The sequence below is a fragment of the Collinsella sp. LCP21S3_C7 genome, from assembly GCF_052118485.1.
Taxonomy (GTDB): Bacteria; Actinomycetota; Coriobacteriia; order Coriobacteriales; family Coriobacteriaceae; genus Collinsella.
Window position 1 is genome coordinate 39,230 of sequence record NZ_JBQKHC010000003.1, and the last position, 21,002, is coordinate 60,231.

Genomic DNA, 21,002 nt, shown 5'->3' on the forward strand with positions numbered 1-21,002 from the left:
TGCAATCGTACCGGGCCGAAATCAACGGAAGGGCTGCCTCATGACAGACATCGTCCACGTCGAAAACCTCGTCAAGCGCTACGACGATCTTATCGCGCTCGACCACTTTAACCTGAACATCGCCCCCGGCGAGATCTTTGGCCTGCTGGGCCCCAACGGCTCGGGCAAGACCACGTCCATCAACTGCATCCTGCAGCTGCTCGCCTACGATAAAGGCACCATCGAGTTGTTCGGCGAGCCCATGACGCCCACGCGTTACGACCTCAAGCGCCGCATCGGCGTGGTCCCGCAGCAAGTTGCGGTGTTTGACGAGCTTACCGTCCGCGAGAACATCGACTATTTCTGCAGCCTTTACGTCAACGACCGCAAACGCCGTCGCGCGCTGGTCGACGAGGCCATCGACTTTGTCGGCCTGGGCGACTTTGCCAAGTTTCGCCCCGGCAAGCTCTCGGGCGGTCTGGCGCGTCGCCTCAACATCGCCTGCGGCATCGCGCACAAGCCCGAGCTCATCTTCTTCGACGAACCCACGGTGGCCGTCGACCCGCAGAGCCGAAACGCCATCCTGGAGGGTATCTGCCGCCTGCGCGACGAAGGCGCCACGGTGGTGTATACCAGCCATTACATGGAGGAAGTCGAGCAGATCTGCAGCCGCATCATGATCATGGACGGCGGGCGCGTGCTGGCGCAGGGCACCAACGACGAGCTCAAGCGCATGATTCAGATGGGCGAGCGCGTGACCGTCGAGGTCGGCGCCGTCGAGCTCGCCACGGTCGAGCGACTGCGCGCCCTCGAGCACGTGCTTTCGGTTGAGCTTTCCGGCGGCGAGCTCGTCTGCACCTGCGAAGCGAGCCCGCACAACCTGGTTGACATCCTCGACACGCTGCGCGCCGCCGATGTGGCGCTCGGCCGCGTGTGGAGCGAGCCGCCGACCCTCAACGACGTGTTCCTCGAGATCACCGGCCGCGAGCTGCGCGACTAGGGGGCGGCCATGTTCAACACCATTATCATTACGGTCAAGACGCTGTTGCGCCGGCCGAGCACGTGGGTTTGGGGCGCGATCTTTCCCGTCGCGCTTTCCACGATGTTCATGTTTATGTTTGCGAATCTGAGCTCCGACGGCACGGTCGACCCGGTGCCGGTGGCCGTCGTGGCGGATGAGGCCTGGGGCGCCTCGACCTTTAAGGACGTGGCGACGTCGCTTGCCAAGGAAGGCGACGACCAACTGCTCGAGATCCACGAGTGCGACGACGCAGTCGATGCGAGCCGTGCGCTTAAAGCCGGCGAGGCCGCGGGCATCTATACGGTCGATGCCGCGGGCACGCCCAAACTCACGTTGCTTTCGAGCTATGACAGCTCGCGTGCGACGTCGGTGCTCACCGACCGCAGCATCCTGGAGACGGTGGCAAGCTCGTATACGCAAAATGCCGAGCTCATGCGCCAGATTGCCCAGGACAACCCGGCGGCGCTCGCCGACCCGGAGGCGGTTGCGCGCGCCCTGTCGCTCGAGGGCGGAACCCGCCGTGTGAGCCTGACGCGTGCCACGCCCGATGGCACGGTCATCTACTACTACGCGCTCTTTGGCCTGGTCGCGATGATGTCTGCCGAGTTTGCCGCCTTGAGCGTCGTCGACCTGCAGCCCAATCTGTCGGGCCTTGGCGCGCGTCGCTGCGTGGGCGGTCTTTCCAAGACGGCATCGCTGGCCGGCATCTTTGTGGGCGCGTGGTTGGTCTCCTTTGCCTCGATGGCGATCGCGATCGGCTACGTGCGCCTGGTCGTGGGGGTCGGCTTTGGCGGGCGCGAGGGGCTCTGTCTGGTGGGCGGCGCTGCCTCCGCGCTTGCCGCGACGGGCCTGGGGCTCTTTGTGGGCACGCTTCCCGTTAAAGGCGGCAAGGCGTCCAAGTCGGGCATCCTCACGGGCTTCGCCACCACGTGCGCCCTGTTCGCCGGCCTCTACGGCGAGCCGGCGATGGCGCTTGCCGACGACGTCGCCCGCGCCTGTCCGGCCGAGTGCTGGCTCAACCCCGTCAAGCTTATCTGCGACATGTTCAACCGCCTGTATTTCTTTGAGGACCTGGGCCCCTTTGCCGTTCGCGCTGGCGCGCTGGTCCTTATGGCGTTGCTGTTCGTTGCCGTCGCCACGCTGATCTTTGGAAGGAGCCGCTATGAGCACCTTTAAGACTGCGCTTCGCATGGCGCTGGCGCACCCGTTCTACCTGCTCATCTATACGGTGTTCATCTCGCTCATGGGCGTATTCATCGCGGCCTCGGTGAGCTGGAACTCGTCGCAGCTCACCGAGTACAAGCCCTACGATGCCAACGTGATCGTGGTCGACCGCGACGACAGCGACCTTTCGCGGGCACTCACCAAGCACCTGGACTCACGCTTTGACCTGGTCACGGGCGTTGGTGACGACACGTACGATCTTGCGGACGCGCTCTCCAAGAGCAACAGCGCCAAGGGTAGCGCCGATTGCGTGTTCTTTATCCCGGAGGGGTTTGAGGACGACCTCGTCGCAGCCGCCCGAGCGGGGGAGTCCCTGCCCAAGCTCGATGTGACCTACGGTGCCGGCACCATGGCGGCGGCGCTCTCGTCTGCCGAGGCCTCGCGCTGGATCTCGCTCGCGGGCGCTGCGGCCGCACTTGATCCTACTGCCTCCGACGGTGACGTCGCCAAGGCCGCCGAGCATGCCGCCGCCAAGCGCGCGGAGGTCGAGATCGAGCAGGTCAAGGTCGACTCGACAGCCGCCGCCACGCTTGAGTCGTACTTCAACTTTGGCACGTACGCGATTATCTCGTCGGTCATCGTATCGGTGGGGCTGGTGTTCTCGGGCATGAACGAACCCGAGCGCGTGCGCCGCATGGAGGCCAGTCCGGTCTCCGAGCGTCAGCGCTCGCTTGCCGTGTTTGCGGCCGCCGCCGTGCTCGCCGTCTGCATCTGGTTTGTGTCGAGCATGATGGGCGTCGTGGGCTTTGCCGACGCGGCCGCCGAGGTCGGCGTAGGTCGTGTATGCCTGGCGCTGGCGGCAACGTTTGCCCTGGCGTGCACGCCGCTGGCCGTTGGCTTTGCGTTGTCGGGCTTGGGCGCGCGCGAGGAGCTGCTCAACGGTGTGGGTAACCTGCTCGGCATGCTCATGACGTTTTTGGGCGGCGCCTGGATGCCGCTGTCGCTGATGGGCCCGGCCGTGCAGACCGTAGCGCACTTTGTGCCGACATATTGGGTGAACGACGCGATCGGCAAGGCGCTCGCCGCGGACCTGACGTCCGCCGTGCTGGGAGACATCGCCTGCGATCTGGGCGTCACGGCGCTCTTTGCCGCGGCCATCGCCGCCGTAGGCCTAGCCCTCGCACGCGCCAAATCCCACGCCTAGCTACCTAGTCATTGGGTGCTCATTGGGGACAGACTTAAACGACCAAGAGTGGTCATTGGGGACAGACTTAAACGACTAGTCATCGGGGACAGTCTTTGCCGATTCGCCGGCTCGCCGGCAGGGTTGCCAAGGACTGTCCCCAACTGCCGGCAGGAAAGGAACGTCCCTAACTGCCGGGTGTCGAGGCACTCATTTAAGTCCGTCCCCAATGAGTGGTTTCAGTCATTTAAGTCTGTCCCCAATGAGTAGTCACTCATTTAAGAACGTCCCCAATGACTAGGCGCCGTACTTGACATTGACCCCGCTTTAACGGGTACCATCCTCTATGTCTGTAACGCCATATAGACCGAGGGGATATATATGACCGCAACTTCACCCGCAGCACCCGCTAAGGTGTACTTCACCAACCTGCGCACGCATGCTCGCGAGAGCCAGCTCGACAAGCTCAAGCGCCTCATCCGCCGCGCCGGTATTGAGCAGATCGACTTTGAGAACAAGTTCGTCGCTATCAAGATTCACTTTGGCGAGCTGGGCAACCTGAGCTTTTTGCGCCCCAACTACGCCCGCGCCGTCGCGGATGTCGTGAAGGAGCTGGGCGGCAAGCCCTTCCTCACCGACTGCAACACGCTCTATGTGGGTAGCCGCAAAAACGCGCTCGAGCACATCGATACTGCCTACCAGAACGGCTTTACCCCGTATGCCACGGGTTGCCAGATCATCATCGCCGACGGCCTTAAGGGCACCGACGAGGCGCTCGTCCCGGTCGAGGGCGGCGAGTACGTGCGCGAGGCCAAGATCGGCCAGGCGCTCATGGATGCCGATATCGTGATCAGCCTCACCCACTTTAAGGGCCATGAGCAGGCCGGTTTTGGCGGCGCCATGAAGAACTTGGGCATGGGAGGCGGTAGCCGTGCGGGCAAGATGGAGCAGCATGCCGCCGGCAAGCCGAACGTCGCGACCGAGCACTGCATTGGCTGCCGTGCCTGCGAAAAGATCTGCGCGCACAACGCTATCTCGTTCGACGACACCCGCGAGCGCGAGCTTGCCAGCGGCGCTACTCGCACGGTGCACGTGGCCGCTATCGACCACGATCGCTGCGTGGGCTGCGGACGCTGCATCGGCGTGTGCAACCAGGACGCCATCAAGCCCGTCTATGACGCCGCGGCCGACGTGCTCAACTGTAAGATCGCCGAGTACACCAAGGCCGTCGTCGACGGCCGCCCGAGCTTCCACATCTCGCTTGCCATGGATATCAGCCCCAACTGTGATTGCCATCCCGAAAACGATACGCCTATCGTCAACGATATCGGCATGTTCGCGAGCTTCGACCCGGTCGCCATCGACCAGGCCTGTGCCGACGCCGTCATGGCGTCCGAGCCGCTGCCCAACACCGAGCTCACCGATAGCGCGGCCAAGATGGAGCATAACCACGAGCATCTGGAGGGCGAGCAGGCGCGTGACCCCTTCTGCATCACGCATCCCGACACCGACTGGCGCGCGTGCATCGCGCACGCCGAGAAGATCGGCCTGGGCACGAGCAAGTACGAGCTTATCGAGGTCAAATAGCGCCTAGCTATTGGACAATATAAGCGCCTTTGTGGCGTAATTCGAGCAAAAGCCGCTCGCGAGCACAGCGCTCACGGGCGGCTTTTCGGAAGTGCGGGGAAAAGTCGAATACCGCCGACCACAAGGCGTTTTTGGCAACAAAACCCAGACGTTGCTTGTTGCCTAAAAATACTCGTCGAGGAAGTTGTTGACTGTGTTCCAGTAGAGCTCGGGGTCAACTTGCGCACTCTTGGCGTGGGCGGCACCGTGGATAAACAACATGGGATCCGTCGCGTGTTTGAGTTGCTCCACACTGCTTGCCTTATGAAAGTCGTAGCCTGCGCGCACGTTGCACACCAAGTTTGCTACATCGAGCAAGGAAAGCTGGGCAGGCGCGAGCACGTTCATGCCGCGGTCATGGAATCGTTTGGCGTATCGGGCCATACCGATGGGCTCATTGGTATGGCCATGCAGGCAGACGGCGTAGTCGTGCGTGCTCTCCGACGCAGCAAAATGCCAGGCGGCGAGCTCGGTTCCGTCGCCCGCGGTGAGACTGCTGCTCTCGCGATTCTCTTTAAACCACGCCCGCGCCTCGGTTTCCTCGGCATCCGGCTGCTCACCTTTTTTGTCGTCTTTGCCATCCTGCATCATCTTCATGGTGTACGGCGCTTGTGGGTTCAGGGCAAAGTCAAACAAAAAGTTGCCGGCAAATCCGAGCAACGCGACAACGAGCGCCAGCGCAACAACGACGGTCATCTTAAGCTTTCGATGGGGGTGTGCGCTTTGAGACATTTACGGTTCTTCTTAAAGATGTTGATACGTCAACACTTAAAACAAGCGCATTATGGATGTTCGCCGTTGATGCGTCAACAAGCAAAGAATGGGTAAACAAGGGGTCACGTATGGTGCAAATTTCGCACGTACCCAGACGCTTTGATATAGTGTTGAGAACTCTTTACGTTGGAGGATGTAACCGGCATGTCCGATTCGAGCGACAGTTCTAAGCCGCGACCCAAGACCGCGGCCGTTCCACACTACACGGTGGGTGAGGAGATCATGAACTCCGTCACCCATGGTGTCGGTTGCCTGCTGGGCATCGCGGGCCTGGTGCTCCTGATCGTATTTGCCGCTCTTCGCGGCGGAGGCCCAGCCCACATGGCCGCGGCGATTGTCTATGGCGTCAGCATTATCCTCGAATACCTAGCCTCTACGCTCTACCACGCGATTCAGCCCGCGCGCGCCAAGCGCGTGTTTCGCATCATCGACCACAGCTGCATCTACCTGCTCATAGCCGGCAGCTATACGCCGTTTTGCCTCATCACGCTCGCAAACGATGGCGGCCCTATGCTGTTCTTTGCCGTATGGGCCATCGCCATTATCGGCATCGCCCTCGAGTGCTTTATGCGCGAGCGTCAACCGCACTGGGTAAGCGGCCTGGTCTACCTGCTGATGGGCTGGCTCGTCGTCTTTAAGCTGCCCGAGCTCGTGTCGCTGCTCAACCCCGTGGCACTTGCCCTGCTCGCTGTCGGCGGCGTGTGCTACACCGTGGGCGTGCCGTTCTACATCGCTAAAAACGTGCGCTACCTGCACAGTGTGTTTCACTTGTGGGTGCTCGCCGGCAGTATCTTCCAGTTCATGGCGGTGATCCTCTTCGTAATCTAGCGATCACGTCTGTGCCTGCGGACCCATCCAAGCGGCCGCCGGACGCAACTGCCCTATCCGTTATCTACGCTTACTACCTAACGTCCCGAATCTTGGAGGTTCGAGAAACTCCCGATGGACATAACCATCTCCCTTATCACCACCCTCGTTTTGACCCTCATCAACGGCTACTTCTCTATGTCCGAGATGGCGCTCACCACGGCAAAGCGCGCCGTGCTGGAGCACGAGGCCGAGGAAGGCGACAAACGCGCCGAGCGCGCCGTTAAGCTGGCCGCCGACTCCGACCAGCTGCTCGCCACCATCCAGGTCGCCATCACGCTCGTGGGCTTTGCCTCGTCCGCCGTCGCCTCGACGAGCCTGTCCGACCCGCTCGCCACGTGGCTCATGAGCTTTGGCATCGCGCCGCTCTCTGCCATCGCGCGCGGACTGGCGCCGGTCATCATCACCGTTGCGGTCGCCTTCGTGTCCATCGTGATTGGCGAGCTTGTGCCCAAGCGCATTGGTCTGGCCAATGCCGAAGGCGTGTCCAAGCAGGTCGTGGGGCCGCTGTCGTTTTTCCAAAAGATCGCCCGTCCGCTCGTGTGGCTGACTGGCGCTTGCTCCGATGGTCTGGCCCGCATCCTGCGCATCAAGAGCGCCGACGATCGCCAAAACGTCTCGGAGGAAGAGATTAAGTACATGGTCTCGGAGCAGGACGACCTGCTCGAAGAGGAAAAGCGTATGATCCACGAGATCTTCGACCTGGGCGATACCGTTGCCCGCGAGGTCATGGTGCCGCGCGTGGACACCACCATGTGCGAGGACGACGAGACGGTCGCCGACGTGCTGTCCACTATGCGCCAGACCGGCTTTAGCCGCATCCCCGTCTATCACGAAGATCCCGACAACGTGGCGGGCATCGCGCACATCAAGGACCTGATTCAGCCCTCGCTCGACGGCGAGGGCGACCAGCCCATCGCCGGTTATTTGCGCGACGCCACCTTTGTGCCCGACACCAAGGACATCCTGCCGCTGCTGTCCGAGATGCAGACTTCGCACGACCAGATCGTGGTGGTCGTGGACGAGTACGGCGGCACGGCTGGCATCATTACCATCGAGGACATCGTCGAGGAGATCGTGGGCGAGATCGAGGACGAGTTCGACCCCGACAACAAGTACCTCACGCGTCTTTCGCGCCGTGAGTGGCTCGTCGATGGGCGTTTTTCGTGCGATGATGCGATTGAGCTTGGTTGGCCGCTCGAGGAAAGCGATGATTATGAGACCATCGCCGGCTGGATTTTGGAACTTTGCGACTCGGTGCCCGACATCGGAGAGGTGTTTGAGGTTGCAGGGTACAAGTTCAAGGTGCAGTCGATGCGTGGCCAGCGCATCTCGCTTATTCGCGTGATCGCTCCGGCCGAAACCGATAAGAAGGATTCCGAGTCCTCGGCAGATAAGCCGGCGACGCCGGGCGCGGGCTCCGCGGACCCGCACGACGGCGACGAGTAGGGCAAGGAAGAGTAGGGGAGAGTTATGGCAGGCCTGTTCAACATCCTTAAGGTCACCGTCAGCGAGGACAAGATCTGCGCGCATGTGCTGGTGAACCCCGGCATGCCGCTCATGACCTCGGAGGACATCGAGGCCACGGCGCGCGTGTACTACCTGGTGCCCGCGATTGCCAAGCACCTGTGCCTAGGCGATTCCGGTCGTGAATTCCAGGACTGCATGGGCCAGACCGAGCTTTGCCATCTGCTTGAGCACGTGACAGTGGAGCTCATGAACGAGACCGGTCTCGCCGGCAGCATTTCGTGCGGCCGTACCCGCGTAAGCGAGCACGATGAGCGTGTCTTTGAGGTTGAGCTTTCATGCCCCGATGACGCGCTGGCCATCGGCGCGCTGTCTTCGGCGACCTTTATGATGGACTGGGCCTATCTGCACGCCGACCAGCCTGCTCCTGACGTGGAGGGCACGGTCGCGGGCCTGCGCAACCTGGTGCTGGGTATGCGCGCCGAGGCCGAGGGCAAGGATCCGCACGAGGCCATCGCCGCCGCAAACGCCGAGGACGGGGCCGAAGGCGAGGCTCCTGCCGATTCCGAACCCGGCGTCGAGGCAGCTGCTGAGGAAGCCGTCGAGTCCGAGCCCGCGGAGCCCCAGGGTGTCCCGAGCTTTGACGATGAGCCGCAGGAGGCAATCGATACCGAGGGCGCGACCGCCGAGAGCCACGAGGCCCCCGCTGCCGTCTACGGTGGCGCGGCGACGGTTCCGGCAGGCCCCGCACAGGAAGGTGCGCTTCCGCTCGTTGATGGCGCCGGCGAGGACCCGGCGGCCACGGTGGCCATGCCTGCCATGCCGCAGGAGTAGGCTCACTCGCTTATCACTATCATGTACCTGCGCTTTTACCGTACGCAGATGTGCGCGACGGCAAGTGTTGCGCTGCGGGTATAATGGACAGCATTCAAACGGTGGGCATCGAGGTGCCCGCAGGAGAGGAATGATCATGGGAAAGACTTTCAGCTTTGTCTCCGGTGCGCTCTTTGGCGCTGCCGCCGGCGCTATCATCGGCGTTGCTCTGGCCCCGCGCTCGGGTGCCGAGACCCGTGCCATGGCCGCCGATATCGCCAACGATGCCTGGGACAACATGCGCGACACCTACGAGCACGGTGCCGAGGAGGCTCGTGCCGCGGTCAACGACTTTGGTCCGATGGTCGACGCCAAGACCGATGACCTGCGCGCCAAGGTCGACCTGGCCCGCGAGCGCATGGACCAGCTTCGCGAGCAGCTCAACGACGCCATCTCGGGCGGCAACGTGACGCCCGCTGCCGACGTCGTGGTCGAGAACGTCACTGAGGCCGGCACCGAGGCCACGGAGCCCTCGACCGAGGCATAATGCGCGCAGGGGATTTTGTCGGCGTCAAGGTTTATCGTAAGCCTGCCGAAGACAAGCGCACCAAAAAGGACGGCACGCCGCGCAGCCCCAAAAAGCTCGGCAAGATTCACTTTCCGGTCTTTACCCCGGGCGGTACGCGCGTGGTGGGCTTTATGGTTCGCCAGTCCGATATCGCGGGCATGATCGAGCGCCCCGATCGATTTGTGGCGCTCGATGCCATCGGCGTCTATGAGGGTGCTGTCGCGGTCGACGACGTCAAGGGCACCTACGATGCCGCCGCGGCCAAGCGCCTCGATATCAACCTGGACGATTGCATCATCTGGGTTGGCATGGACGTGCGCACGGAATCGGGCGATGTCGTGGGCTACTGCTCGGACGTTGAGTTCAAGCCGCGTTCGGGTATCGTGCAGACGTTCTACGTGACCGCCGGCGCTGCCTCGAGTGTGCTGGTGGGCGACACACAGATGCCGCCGACGATGCTGCGCGGCTACGAGAACGGCGCGATGATTGTCTCGGACGAGGTCAAGTCGCTCGGGTATTCGGGCGGCGCGGCCGCCAAGGCTGCCGAGGCCAGTGTCGTGGTGGGCGATAAGGTCAAGAAGGGCGCTAAGGTGCTCGATGACAAGGGATCGGCCGCCGTGGACAAGGGCAGTCGCGCACTGGGCAAGCAGCTCGGCAAGACGCGCGGTATGTTCAAGGCCTTTAAGGACGAATATCAAAAGGCGAGCGGGGGCTCGTCAAAAGCTAGCAAATAGCGACGTACCAAATGATGGGAGGCGAGCCGGAGACATGTTGCTCCGGCTCGCTGTGTTTATGGGGGGGCACATGCGCCAAAACGGATCTAACTTAAACGGGCGCTCGGGTGCGCGTCCGACGGCGCGACGCGACCTGGGGCAGCTGCCCAGCGGTCAGCGTCGACGTCGCCGTAAACCCGGCGCGATGTACCTCAACCATAGCCGTGGGTTTAGCGATCGCAGCGCGCGCATCGGCAACGGGCGCTCACCGCGCCGACCGTCCCGCCTGCCCTATGCGCTCATCGCTGTCGGCTGTGCGCTCGTGCTGTTTATCGCTGCCGTCGTGGGCTATGTCAATCGCAGCGTGGACATTGTGCTCAATGGGGAGCAGGCTTCGGTGCGCGTGGGCTCCACGTTGCAGAACCTTATCGATGACCAAGGCCTGACCGACACCTACGATGCCGGCGACTTGTTGGCTGTCGACGATAGCGTGCTTACCCGCCGTGGCGGCGAAAAGCTGTCGGTGAAGGTGGACGGCAAACGGGTGAAGCAGGGCAAGTGGAATAGCCGCGAGCTAACGGGCGGCGAGAAAGTGACGGTCAAAGACGGCCGCGACACGTACGAGAAGCACGAGGTCCAGGTCACGACCATTGAGCCCAAGTTGAAGGTCGAGGGCACGGGCGCTATCGAATACGTTAAAACCTGGGGCGTTCGGGGCCGCTCCGAGGTATGGGTCGGCGAGCAGTCGGGCAAGACGCAGGACCGCGGCGAGGTCGTGCCCGCCACCGACTGCGTAGTCGAGTGCGCGAGCGTAGCGCCCAAGGGCAACGAAAAGTACGTGGCCCTGACATTTGACGAGGGTCCGAGCGGCGCGACCAAGCAGGTCTTGCAGGTGCTCAAGGAAAAGGGCGCCACGGCGACGTTCTTCCTTTCGGGCGATGCTGCGGAAGCCTCGCCCGCTACTGCCAAAGCGATTGTCGATGCCGGATGCGAGATCGGCTCCAACAGCTACAGCGATGATTCGCTCAAGGGCAAGGATCGCGAGGCGGTGCGCAAGCAGATCACGAAGGGTACCGAGGCGATTAAGTCGGCGACCGGCGTCGAGACTATGTTGCTGCGTGCTCCCTACGCCGCGTTTGACGAGCAAAACTGGATCGATGCGATGGACCTGGTGTCTGCCGTGGTCTCGTGGAATGTCGATTCGGGCGACTGGCTGCTCAACGGCGCCGACGAACAGGTTTCGACAGTGCTCGAATCGGTGACTCCGGGCAACATTGTTTTGTTCACCGATAGCGACGAGTGCTCCGAACAGACGCTCGAAGCGCTGCCGCAGATCATCGATGGCCTTGTCGCCAAGGGCTACAAGATCGTGACGCTGAGCGATTTGGTTAAGACGGATACGTTGCTGAGCAAAAAACTCACCTCGCTAACGAAGACTTCCATGCCCAAGAACGCCGTGTTTCCCCAGCTCGCCGGAGATAACGACACCGCAGACTAGTCATGGGGGACGTTCTTAAACGACTATGCCACGGATGCGTCAGCGGTTGGTATGCCTGCGATGTTTGGAGCATAAATTTGGCGTCACGGCGCGATGCTGATGCTATAGTTACTGCGGATAACAAGGGTCAAGAGAAAGGTTGCAGGTGAAATCCAAACCTCGACCATACAGTCGATGACCCCTTGCAGGTGCTTCTTGCGCATGCACGGGGTGTGAGCGCCGAGCGGTGTGCCGCCCGCGCATGCGTATACATATCTAAAAGTCCACGGATGGCGCGCCGGCATGGCCACGGTCCGAAGGAATAATGATGGGGAGCACCAGTGAATTATCTGAGTGAGATGCTCAAGCTGCCGGTCTTGGACGTCGATGGCGAAAAGCTCGGCGTTGTGAACGATTTTGGCATTGCTACCGGCGAAGTTTTTCCGCACGTGACGTCGCTCGCGTTCCGCGGTCCCGGCAAGACGCCGTTTATGATCAGCTGGCGAAAATGGGTCGACCGTATCGACGAGACGGGCGTATACCTTAAGACGTCGGCTACCGAAATCCGTTTTTCGTACCTGCAGCCGACCGAACTCTTGCTCGCGCGCGACGTGCTCAACAAACAAATCGTCGACACGCAGGGCATGAAGGTCGTGCGCGTAAACGACATCAAGTTTTCCATGTCAGGCGAAAATCAGCTGCGCCTGCTGGGTGCCGAAGTCGGTGCCCGCGGTCTGCTGCGCGCAATCAGCCCCGCTCTTGAACATGTCGTCGAGGGCTTTATGAAGCACCTGGGCAAACCGCTCGGCGAGGACATCATTGCCTGGTCCTACATGGACCTGCTCGATCGCTCGACTAAGAACATCCAGCTGTCGGTGTCGCATAAGACGCTCGGCGAGCTGCATCCTGCCGACATTGCCGACATTATCGAGCAGCTCGATCCTCGCCTGCGCGCGCAGGTGTTCGCGCAGCTCGACACCGCCCAGGCCGCCGAGGCCATCTCGGAGTTCGATGACGACGAGCTCATGACCGAGATGCTCGAGGGCCTGTCCGACACGGATGCGTCGTCGATGCTGGCCATGATGGACCCGGACGACGCCGCCGACCTGATCGACGAGCTCGATTACGAGAAGGCCGAGAAGCTCCTGCGCCTGATGGGCGTTCAGGAGGAGAAGGCGATTCGTAACCTGCTGGGCTATGAGGAAAACACTGCCGGCCGCATTATGACCTCGGAGTTTGTCTCCCTGCCTGCCACGGCGACGGTCGGTGACGCCATCGAGGCGATCCGCAAGCTCGACGAGGATTTCGAAAGCGTCTACTACGTCTATACCGAGGATCCGAGCGGTATGCTGACCGGCGTGCTCTCGCTGCGCACGTTGATCGTGGCCGACCGCGACGCCACGCTGGGCCAGCTGGCCTACCGCGACCTGGTTTATGTGTCGCCCGACGAGGACCAGGAAGACGTAACGGATGAGATGACCAAGTACGACCTGGTCGCCATCCCCGTCTGCGATGAGAACCGCCACATCTTGGGCATTGTGACCTTCGACGACGCCATGGACGTTATCGCCGAGGAGCACCAGGAGGACCTGCAGATCGCAGGCGTCGGCTCGGGCGATAGCGCGTCCGACGACTCGACGAATGTGCTCAGCTGGTTTGTGCATCGCCAGTACTGGGTTGTCGTGTGGGGCATTGCCTCGTGCATCATGGCGGCGGTGCTGGGGACGGCGCTGGGCTCCGCACATCTGGTGGTGTTCCCCATGTGCGCCATGCCGCTCGTGCTGCTGGCTGCCTCGCGTATGGTGTCGTTCGTCAAGAACTACTTCCTGGAGTACGACGGCCATGACGATGAACCCAAGCCATATCTGGGATTCTTCTTCCAGAGCACGGGCATGGGCCTGATCCTGTCGCTCGTGACCTACCTGTGCGCTCAGCTGGTGCGCACCACGGCGTTCCCCGACGCGCCCATGCTTGAGGAGCAGCTCTTTACCGGCTGCTTTAACATCGCGGCCATCGTCTGCCTGATTGGCAACATGAGCGCTGTGATTTACCTGATGGTGCTGTTCTGGCGCGACGAGCACGACCTCAATACGTCGGGTACCGCCATGAACGTCATTGCCGTCATGATCTCGTGCGTGGCGTACTGTGCCGCTGCGGTGCTGCTCACCATGTCTGTCATGGGTTAGGTGGTCGCGTGCAAAATAGCAAGCAAAAGCAGGGCACCAAGCAAAAGCTGACCATCGCGGCCATCTTTGGTGCCATGGGTCCTGGCCTTCTGGCGGCGCTTTCGGGCAATGACGCCGGCGGCATCGCCACGTATTCCAGCGCCGGTGCCAGCTATGGTTACAAGATGCTCTGGATGCTTCCCGTCATGACCGTGCTGCTCATCGTGACGCAGGAGACCGCGGCGCGTTGCGGCTGCGTGACGGGCAAGGGCCTGGCCTCGCTCATTCGCGAGCGCTTTGGCGTGCGCAAGAGCGTGCTGGCCATGGCGGCGCTGCTGATTGCCAACACAGCCGTGACCATTTCGGAGTTTGCGGGTATCGCGAGCGGCCTTGCCCTCTTTGGCGTGCCGGCGAGCATCTCGGTGCCGCTTGTGGCGCTGATGGTTTGGATGCTTACCATGTCGGGTAGCTTCCAGCGCATCGAGAAGATTCTGTTGCTGGTGAGCTGCGTGTTTGTGACCTACATTGTCGCTGCAATTATGGCTGGTCCCAGTTGGGGCGAGGTGGCGGTCGATCTGGTTGTACCCAACATTCAAAATGACCCCAGCTACGTGTCGCTTGTGGTCGCGACGATCGGTACCACCATCGCGCCCTGGATGATTTTCCTGGCACAGAACAACGTGGTCGATAAGAATGCGGGCGAGGACGATATCGTGTTGCAGCGCATCGATACCGTGAGCGGCTCGATTGCCGCCGATGTCATTGCCGGTTTTATTATCATCACGACCGGTACGGTATTGTTCCCCGCGGGCATTCAGATTAGCGACGCTGCAGACGCTGCCCGCGCGCTGGAGCCCATTGCGGGCCAGTGGTCCACGGTGCTGTTTGCCTCGGGCCTGGTTGCGGCGAGCTTCTTGGCCGCCTGTGTGCTGCCGGGCGTTACGTCCAGCGCTATCTGCGAGGCGTTTGGCTGGGAACGCGGTGCCGATCGCAGCTGGGACGAGGCCCCGGTCTATCGCGGCATCATTACGGCAATCATTGGCATTTCTGCCGTGCTGGTGCTCATGCCCGGCGTCGACCTGTTCCAGATTATGATGACCTCGCAGGTCATCAACGGCGTGTTGCTGCCCGTGGTTCTGGTGTTCCAGGTGGTTATTGCCGCCGATCGACACATTATGGGCGCCAACCGCAACGGCCGTGTGTGGAATGTGCTCACTTGGGCGACTATCGGCGTTATTACGGTGCTGACGGTCGTCATGTTTGTTCTGCAAGCGATGGGTTACAGCGCGTAGCGCCTCTCTTGGACTCTAAACAGGCCGCCGCCATGGGCTGCGGCCTGTTTTTGTCTGCTATAGGGTGCTAGTTATATACCGATGTGCAGCTATAAAGCCGCCTCTGGGGTGAATTAACAGCCCAGAGGCGGCTTTGTAAGTCGCGGAAGTGGTCCCAAGTGCCGGATTGTAAGCAGATTTGGCGGTGCGTTACTTGTCGGTGCCTAGCTTGTGCGGTTTGTAGGCGAGGGCGTTGACGAGTGCCTCGGCAGCGGATTTGACAGCCGCCGGCTGCGGATCGTTAACGTGGTCCTCGGGGTGCACGGGTAGGTCCTTCTTGACGGCATCGTGGATGAGCTTAAGGTACTCGGTCACACCGGCGGTCGAAAGATGCGTGCCATCGCCATCGAACAGGTCGTTGCGATTTGTGCTGTATCCGTACCAGTCGATAACACGCACGTTTTTATAGCGCTTGGCGGCGTTGGCAATGGCTTGGTTCGTGGACCCGACCCACGGCTGCGGGCTGCGCGTGTTTACAAACACGACAATACGCTGATCACCGGCGTCGGCCATGATCGCGTCGACCTGGGCGTCCGTTACCAAACCGTTGGTGCCTAGCGCAAAGACCACAATCCTGCCTGCAAGATTTTGCTGGATATAGCCCTCAAATGTCGCGCGGCCCGCATCAAACTGGCGGCCCTTTTCGGCATCGATGTGGCTGTGCGGGAACACGCCGTCAAAGGCATCGACGGCGCGCAGGGACACGGAGTCGCCAATCATTAGCAGGTCGTAGGCTCCGTCGGGGAAGCCGTCGTCATCTTTGTCGGTGTCATCGGCCGCCTGTTGATCTTGAGGCTTTGCATTTTTGGCCTCCTTGTTTAGGATTTCGGCGCCCTCGCCGCTCAGCGCGGATGTGTCGGGCACAAAGACCAGGCCGCCCAGCGCCACAACAATCACGACGGAGCAAACGGCGCAGGTGGGGACATGTGCGCGCACCCAACCGGCGGGCGTGGTGGTGCCGTCGCGGAGCTCGGAAACAGTGCGCCCAAAAGCGCCCTTCCTAAACGGCGTTTCGATAAAGCGATAGGAGCACTCGGCCACGGCGACCACCAACAACACCTGCAAAATGTAGTGCCACCAGGGCGTGTCGTTAATGTTGGCGACCGGGTTCATGAGGAGCAGCAGCGGATAATGCCACAGGTAGATGCTGTAGGAGCGCTTGCCGATCCATACGAGCGGCTCGGCGGCCAAGGCCCGTGCGACCATGCCCTGGGGCTGCACGCATGCCGCGATAACCATCAGTGTGAGGATGGAGCACAGCAGCGTGCCTCCGCGATACTGAAACGCGGTATAGCCGTTGGTGAGCGCGACCATGGCGGCGAGTCCGACCAGGCCAACGACGCCCATCAAATCGATGGATGTGGGGGAGGACCAAAAGCGTGCGAGCTCACTTGGCTTTGTCGTGGCGGCCTCGGCGGTGTCGCTCTTTGACTTGTCGTGCTTGCCGGCGCCGGCCAGTCGGTCGAGCCCCAGATGGCGGACAAGGCGCGCAGGCGCCAGGTCGCGGTCGGGGATAAAGGCCATCCAGGCGCCCAGCAGCAACGAGAACACGCGGGTGTCGGTGCCGTAGTACACGCGGCTGGGGTCGGTGGCGGGGTTGTAGAGCACCATCATGGCGACGGCGGAGACGGCGGCGAGGCCCAGGACCACGCGGCGCGTGTTGGGCTTGCTCATGTGCACCGACACCATGGCGAGCAGCAGCGGCGGCCAAATAAGATAGAACTGTTCCTCGATGGCAAGCGACCAAAAGTGCGTGAGCGGCGAGGGGTCGCCCAGGGCGTTAAAGTACGAAACGTCCTGCATAATCTGCCACCAGTTATTAAAGAACAGCAGCGACGGCAGGATGTCGGGGCGCATCTTGGTGAGCATCACATGGTTAAAGACAGTGCACAGTGCGCAGGTCACCACCACGACGGTTACCACGGCGGGGAACAGGCGACGGATGCGGCGGATCCAGAAGCTCTTGAGATCGATACGACCGGTCTTTGCGATTTCGTTGAGGAGCAGGCGCGTGATCAAGTATCCCGAGAGCACAAAGAAGATCGTGACGCCGAGCAGGCCGCCCTGTGCCCACGTGAGGTTGAGGTGATAGAGCACCACCGCGACAACGGCGAGCGTGCGAAGGCCGTCGAGGGCGGGGATGTAGCGAGATTTGGGACGCGTGGGCGCCTGTTCTTTTGCGGCGCTGTCGGTGCGGGCGCCCTTATTGGCGGGCGAGCGATGGGAGCCTGCAGCGCGGCTCGGCTCGGTGGTTTGGCGGTTAGTGCGCGAACGTTCGTGCGGCGCTTGTTGATCGCTCGCATGGCGTGAGCTGCGCGAGCTCGATCGCGGGAATTGTTCCATAAAACATCATCCAATGACGAGAATAATCAGCACGCTTTCATTGTAGCCGCCTACTCCTGTGAATGCTTGCTGCTGGCGTAAGCTCAAGCGCGCGTCCACATCAAAGTGAACTAAAGTTATAGAGGTGCGAGAGTGCACGATTGACGGCCGACAGCGGGTGCGGAGCCCGCGGACGAGGAGGTTTTCATGGCAGATTGCGGCATCGTTGCGGTGTTCGGCAGCATGAACATGGACCTTTCGGTGGCGTGCGAGCGCATGCCGCGTGCGGGCGAGACCGTCGGCGGCAGCGGGTTTATCACCAACGCCGGCGGCAAAGGCGCCAACCAGGCCGTAGCAGCTGCGCGCATGGGCGCGCGCACGCGCATGATCGGCGCGGTCGGCCGCGACTCGTTTGGCTCGTCGCTCGTGGCGGGGCTCCAAGATGCTGGCGTGGACTGTGACTTTGTGGCTCGTCGCGACGACGTGGAGACGGGAACGGCGACCATCATTCGCTGTGAGGGCGATAACCGCATCGTGCTATCGCCGGGCGCCAACCATGCACTTGCGGGCGAGGACGTTGCCCGCGCGCTGAGGCGTCTGGTGACCGATGAGCTCGATGGCAACGCCAGCGAGATTGCCCCGGCTGCCGGAAGCGTCTTTATCGCCCAGGGCGAATGTGACCTTGCAGCGACTGTCGAGGCGCTTTTCTGCGCTCACGAGCTGGGGTTTTATACGGTCTTTAATCCAGCGCCAGCCTGCGAAGTGCCTGCGGAGGTCTGGCTTGCGGTCGACCTGGTCTGTCCCAACGAGACTGAGTGCCAGGTGCTGACGGGCATCTTGCCTGCAGACGATGCGAGCTGCGTCGCGGCGCTCAATGCCCTGCTCGCCAAGGGTGCCGGAGCTGCGGTCATCACGTTGGGCGGCGCCGGATCGGTTACGCTCGGCGACGACGGCGAGCTGCTGCGTATGCCGGCGCTTTCGAGCACGGTGGTCGATACGACGGCTGCGGGCGATACGTTTATCGGTGCGCTTGCCGCGGCTCGTCTGGAGGGCCTGCCGCTCTTTGAGTGCATGGCCGCGGGTGCACGCGCCTCGGCAGTGACGGTGTCGCGCTTGGGCGCGCAGCAGTCGATTCCCACGCGCGCCGAAGTTGAGCGCGTGTTTGGTTTAGACGATTTAGTACAAGACGGAGAAGCGGAGTAGAACAATGGCAACCAAGAAGCTGATCCTTGATCTGGATATGGGTGTGGACGATGCGATGGCGCTTGCCTATGCCATCGCGAGCCCCGAGGTTGAGCTCGTGGGCATTACCACGTGTTTTGGCAACGTGCGCGTCGACCAGTCGGCGCGCAACTGCCTGGCGGTGCTCGACTTGTTGGGCCGTCCCGAGGTGCCGGTGTACCTGGGTGCTGACCGTCCTCTGCAGGCGACTGAGCCCTATACGCCGCCGGCGTCCACCGCGCTCATTCACGGCAAGAACGGCATCGGCGGCGCGAGCGTGCCCGCGTCGCCCTACGAGCCGGTGGGGGCGACGTCGGCCGACGGCAACGCTGCAGTCGATTATCTAATCGATGCCGCGCGCACCTATGGTCCCGATCTGGTCTACGTAGCGACCGGCCCGCTCTCCAACCTGGCGCTTGCCCTGGAGCGCGATGCGACGGCGGTGATGTCTATCGGCCGCGTGGTGGTGATGGGCGGCGCCCTGACCGTGCCCGGCAACGTGAGCGCGGGCGCCGAGGCCAACATGGCAAGCGATCCCGAGGCGGCCGATGCCGTGCTGCGCTCGGGCCGCAAGCTCACTATGGTGGGCCTGGACGTGACGCATCGCGTGGTGCTCACGCGTCGCGACATTGCCGGATGGACGGGCTCGGGCACCATGGCGGGCTGCGCATTTGCGAGCATGGTCGAGCACTACATTGGCTCGTACGAGATGAACGCACCCTACCTGGGTGGTTGTGCGCTGCACGATCCGCTGGCCGTCGCCGTGGCGATCGACCCCACGCTCGTGGGTGCGCTCGGCTGCAATCTGCGTGTTGATCTGCTGGGCGAGTATCGCGGCCGCACCATTTGCGACGAGCATCGCCTGTCCGATTCGGACAAGAGCGCGCTTGTGGCGCTGACCGTGGATGCCCCGCGCTTCCTGTCCGAGTTCAAGACGCGCATGGCCCGCGTCCTGGGCTAAATGATTTCCGTGCCCCGCCCCATGTAGTCAATTTGGGACGGGGCTTTTTTAGCTACCGAGTAAATGTGCCCGTTGGGGGAATAGTCGTGCCACTTCGCTTGACAACAGGCTAAACTAGCTCATAAACATTTACTACTCTGTTTAGATTGAATTTGCGGTCGTTTAGTTGTCGAGTCATCAAGTTGCGATGCTCCGCCACGGCCGTTGCTAGGGGGAACAATGGCCAAAGCAAGTGTTCGCGAGATCAGCCGCATCACCGGTTTTTCGCCTGCGACCGTGTCCAACGCGCTCAACCGCAAGCGCAGCGTGAGTGAAGAGACCGCCAAGGTCATCCTGGAGTGCGCGCAATCGCTTGGCTATCAGCAGTCGACGCAGCTCGAGAGCATTCAGTTTGTGCTCGCGCGCAAGACGGGCGCCATTCTGGACGAGAGCACCTTCCATCCCGCGGTCATCGAGGGCGTGGAGCGCCAGGCGCGTCGTCACGGCATGAGCACGAGCTTTGTCTCGCTCGACTTTAGCGACTTGGACGCCGTGCGTCCGCAGGTCGAGGGCCTGATCGCCGATCCGTCCGCCGCTATCGTGCTGATGGGTACCGAGCTGGGCGAGGAAGACTACGCCCTGTTTGCCAACGCTGCCGCCCACCTGATCGTGCTCGATGGCTGGAGCGATCGTCAGTACTTCGATGCCGTGGTCATTGCCAACACCGACTCGGTGCTGCGCGCCGTGGATCACCTCATCGAGAAAGGTCACAGGCAGATCGGCTATCTGGCAGGCGACCTTCGCATCCGCAACTTTAAGGATCGCGAGCGCGGCTATCGCCAAGCGCTTGAGGACGCAGACCTTGAGGCCAACCCGACATGGCGCGTTACGCTGGGCACCACGCTCGAAGGTGCTTATCGCGACATGGGCGCATGGCTCGACAGCGTCTCGCGCGACGACCTGCCGACGGCTTTCTTTGCCGAAAACGACGTGCTCGCCGTGGGTGCCATGCGCGCGCTCAACGAGCACGGCATACGCGTGCCCGAGGATGTCTCGATTATCGGCTTTGACGATCTGTCTTTGGGCGCCTTCTCCAACCCGCCGCTCACCACGGTGCACGTTCCCAAGCACGAGGTGGGCGAGATCGCGGTGCGCCGCCTGGTGGGCAACATTCGCAATCCCAAGAGCTATACCTGCAAGACAGCCGTATCGACCTATTTTGTCGAGCGTCAGAGCGTGCGTGAGATCTAGGCAAAGGCAACGCCGGGCCGCAGGGCGGCAAAGCTCGCTAAGGCAGAAAAATAACGTCAATCAAAAGGGGTCCTTCGGGGCCCTCTTTTTGTTGCCCTTGTATGTTCAGTTTGTTTACAT

General features: G+C 61.9%; 17 protein-coding genes. 15 read left to right on the plus strand and 2 right to left on the minus strand.

Annotation, left to right across the window (positions count from 1 at the left end; genetic code table 11):
* Positions 1 to 40: 40 nt before the first annotated feature.
* The 4 genes from ACTQ1E_RS02345 (at position 41) to ACTQ1E_RS02360 (ending at position 4,934) form a co-directional block, all read left to right on the plus strand.
* Positions 41 to 979: an ATP-binding cassette domain-containing protein gene (locus tag ACTQ1E_RS02345; RefSeq protein WP_441041513.1), complete on the plus strand. Its 939-nt coding sequence runs from the start codon at positions 41 to 43 to the stop codon at positions 977 to 979.
* A 9-nt stretch (positions 980 to 988) separates the two neighbouring features.
* Positions 989 to 2,176: an ABC transporter permease gene (locus ACTQ1E_RS02350; protein ID WP_441564539.1), complete on the plus strand. Its 1,188-nt coding sequence runs from the start codon at positions 989 to 991 to the stop codon at positions 2,174 to 2,176.
* Positions 2,163 to 3,368, plus strand: coding sequence for an ABC transporter permease (locus ACTQ1E_RS02355; RefSeq protein ID WP_441564541.1), 1,206 nt, complete (start codon positions 2,163 to 2,165; stop codon positions 3,366 to 3,368). Before ACTQ1E_RS02350 ends, ACTQ1E_RS02355 begins: the two co-directional genes overlap by 14 nt.
* Before the next feature lie 360 nt (positions 3,369 to 3,728).
* Positions 3,729 to 4,934, plus strand: coding sequence for a DUF362 domain-containing protein (locus tag ACTQ1E_RS02360; RefSeq protein WP_427727237.1), 1,206 nt, complete (start codon positions 3,729 to 3,731; stop codon positions 4,932 to 4,934).
* A 162-nt stretch (positions 4,935 to 5,096) separates the two neighbouring features.
* Here the strand turns inward: ACTQ1E_RS02360 and ACTQ1E_RS02365 are convergent, their stop codons facing one another.
* Entirely contained in the window at positions 5,097 to 5,705 is a 609-nt protein-coding gene (locus ACTQ1E_RS02365; protein WP_441564543.1) for a hypothetical protein, read from the minus strand.
* A gap of 186 nt (positions 5,706 to 5,891) precedes the next feature.
* On the opposite strand from ACTQ1E_RS02365, the gene trhA reads away from it, so the two are divergent.
* From trhA to ACTQ1E_RS02405, 8 genes are all read left to right on the plus strand, one after another.
* On the plus strand, positions 5,892 to 6,575 hold the full coding sequence (trhA, locus tag ACTQ1E_RS02370; protein WP_427747617.1) for a PAQR family membrane homeostasis protein TrhA: 684 nt from the start codon (positions 5,892 to 5,894) through the stop codon (positions 6,573 to 6,575).
* A 114-nt stretch (positions 6,576 to 6,689) separates the two neighbouring features.
* Positions 6,690 to 8,063, plus strand: coding sequence for a hemolysin family protein (locus ACTQ1E_RS02375; RefSeq protein ID WP_441564545.1), 1,374 nt, complete (start codon positions 6,690 to 6,692; stop codon positions 8,061 to 8,063).
* Positions 8,064 to 8,087: 24 nt separating this feature from the next.
* On the plus strand, positions 8,088 to 8,915 hold the full coding sequence (locus ACTQ1E_RS02380) for a cyanophycin synthetase family protein (protein ID WP_427727246.1): 828 nt from the start codon (positions 8,088 to 8,090) through the stop codon (positions 8,913 to 8,915).
* A gap of 136 nt (positions 8,916 to 9,051) precedes the next feature.
* Positions 9,052 to 9,441 carry a YtxH domain-containing protein gene (locus tag ACTQ1E_RS02385; protein WP_427727249.1) on the plus strand — a complete coding sequence of 130 codons (390 nt, stop codon included), beginning with the start codon at positions 9,052 to 9,054 and terminating at the stop codon, positions 9,439 to 9,441.
* A complete protein-coding gene (locus tag ACTQ1E_RS02390) occupies positions 9,441 to 10,196 on the plus strand; it encodes a PRC-barrel domain containing protein (protein WP_427793686.1) in 756 nt (251 codons plus the stop codon). The genes ACTQ1E_RS02385 and ACTQ1E_RS02390 overlap by 1 nt, the downstream gene beginning before the upstream one ends.
* A gap of 70 nt (positions 10,197 to 10,266) precedes the next feature.
* Positions 10,267 to 11,673, plus strand: a complete 1,407-nt coding sequence (locus tag ACTQ1E_RS02395; RefSeq protein ID WP_441564548.1) for a polysaccharide deacetylase family protein — start codon at positions 10,267 to 10,269, stop codon at positions 11,671 to 11,673.
* Positions 11,674 to 11,993: 320 nt separating this feature from the next.
* Positions 11,994 to 13,838, plus strand: a complete 1,845-nt coding sequence (locus ACTQ1E_RS02400) for a magnesium transporter (RefSeq protein WP_427718082.1) — start codon at positions 11,994 to 11,996, stop codon at positions 13,836 to 13,838.
* Between the two features lie 74 nt (positions 13,839 to 13,912).
* Positions 13,913 to 15,109 carry an Nramp family divalent metal transporter gene (locus tag ACTQ1E_RS02405; protein WP_427747655.1) on the plus strand — a complete coding sequence of 399 codons (1,197 nt, stop codon included), beginning with the start codon at positions 13,913 to 13,915 and terminating at the stop codon, positions 15,107 to 15,109.
* 189 nt (positions 15,110 to 15,298) lie between these two features.
* Here ACTQ1E_RS02405 and ACTQ1E_RS02410 read toward each other — a convergent pair whose 3' ends face one another.
* Positions 15,299 to 17,491, minus strand: a complete 2,193-nt coding sequence (locus ACTQ1E_RS02410) for an acyltransferase family protein (RefSeq protein WP_441564550.1) — start codon at positions 17,489 to 17,491, stop codon at positions 15,299 to 15,301.
* Between the two features lie 186 nt (positions 17,492 to 17,677).
* Between ACTQ1E_RS02410 and ACTQ1E_RS02415 the strand changes: the two genes are divergently transcribed.
* The 3 genes from ACTQ1E_RS02415 (at position 17,678) to ACTQ1E_RS02425 (ending at position 20,882) form a co-directional block, all read left to right on the plus strand.
* Positions 17,678 to 18,673, plus strand: a complete 996-nt coding sequence (locus ACTQ1E_RS02415; RefSeq protein WP_441564552.1) for a ribokinase — start codon at positions 17,678 to 17,680, stop codon at positions 18,671 to 18,673.
* A 4-nt stretch (positions 18,674 to 18,677) separates the two neighbouring features.
* Complete coding sequence (locus ACTQ1E_RS02420; RefSeq protein WP_441564554.1) at positions 18,678 to 19,652, plus strand: nucleoside hydrolase; 975 nt, start codon at positions 18,678 to 18,680, stop codon at positions 19,650 to 19,652.
* A 219-nt stretch (positions 19,653 to 19,871) separates the two neighbouring features.
* The gene (locus ACTQ1E_RS02425) at positions 19,872 to 20,882 is read left to right on the plus strand and encodes a LacI family DNA-binding transcriptional regulator (RefSeq protein WP_427793677.1); all 1,011 of its coding nucleotides are present in this window, start codon (positions 19,872 to 19,874) and stop codon (positions 20,880 to 20,882) included.
* Positions 20,883 to 21,002: the final 120 nt, after the last annotated feature.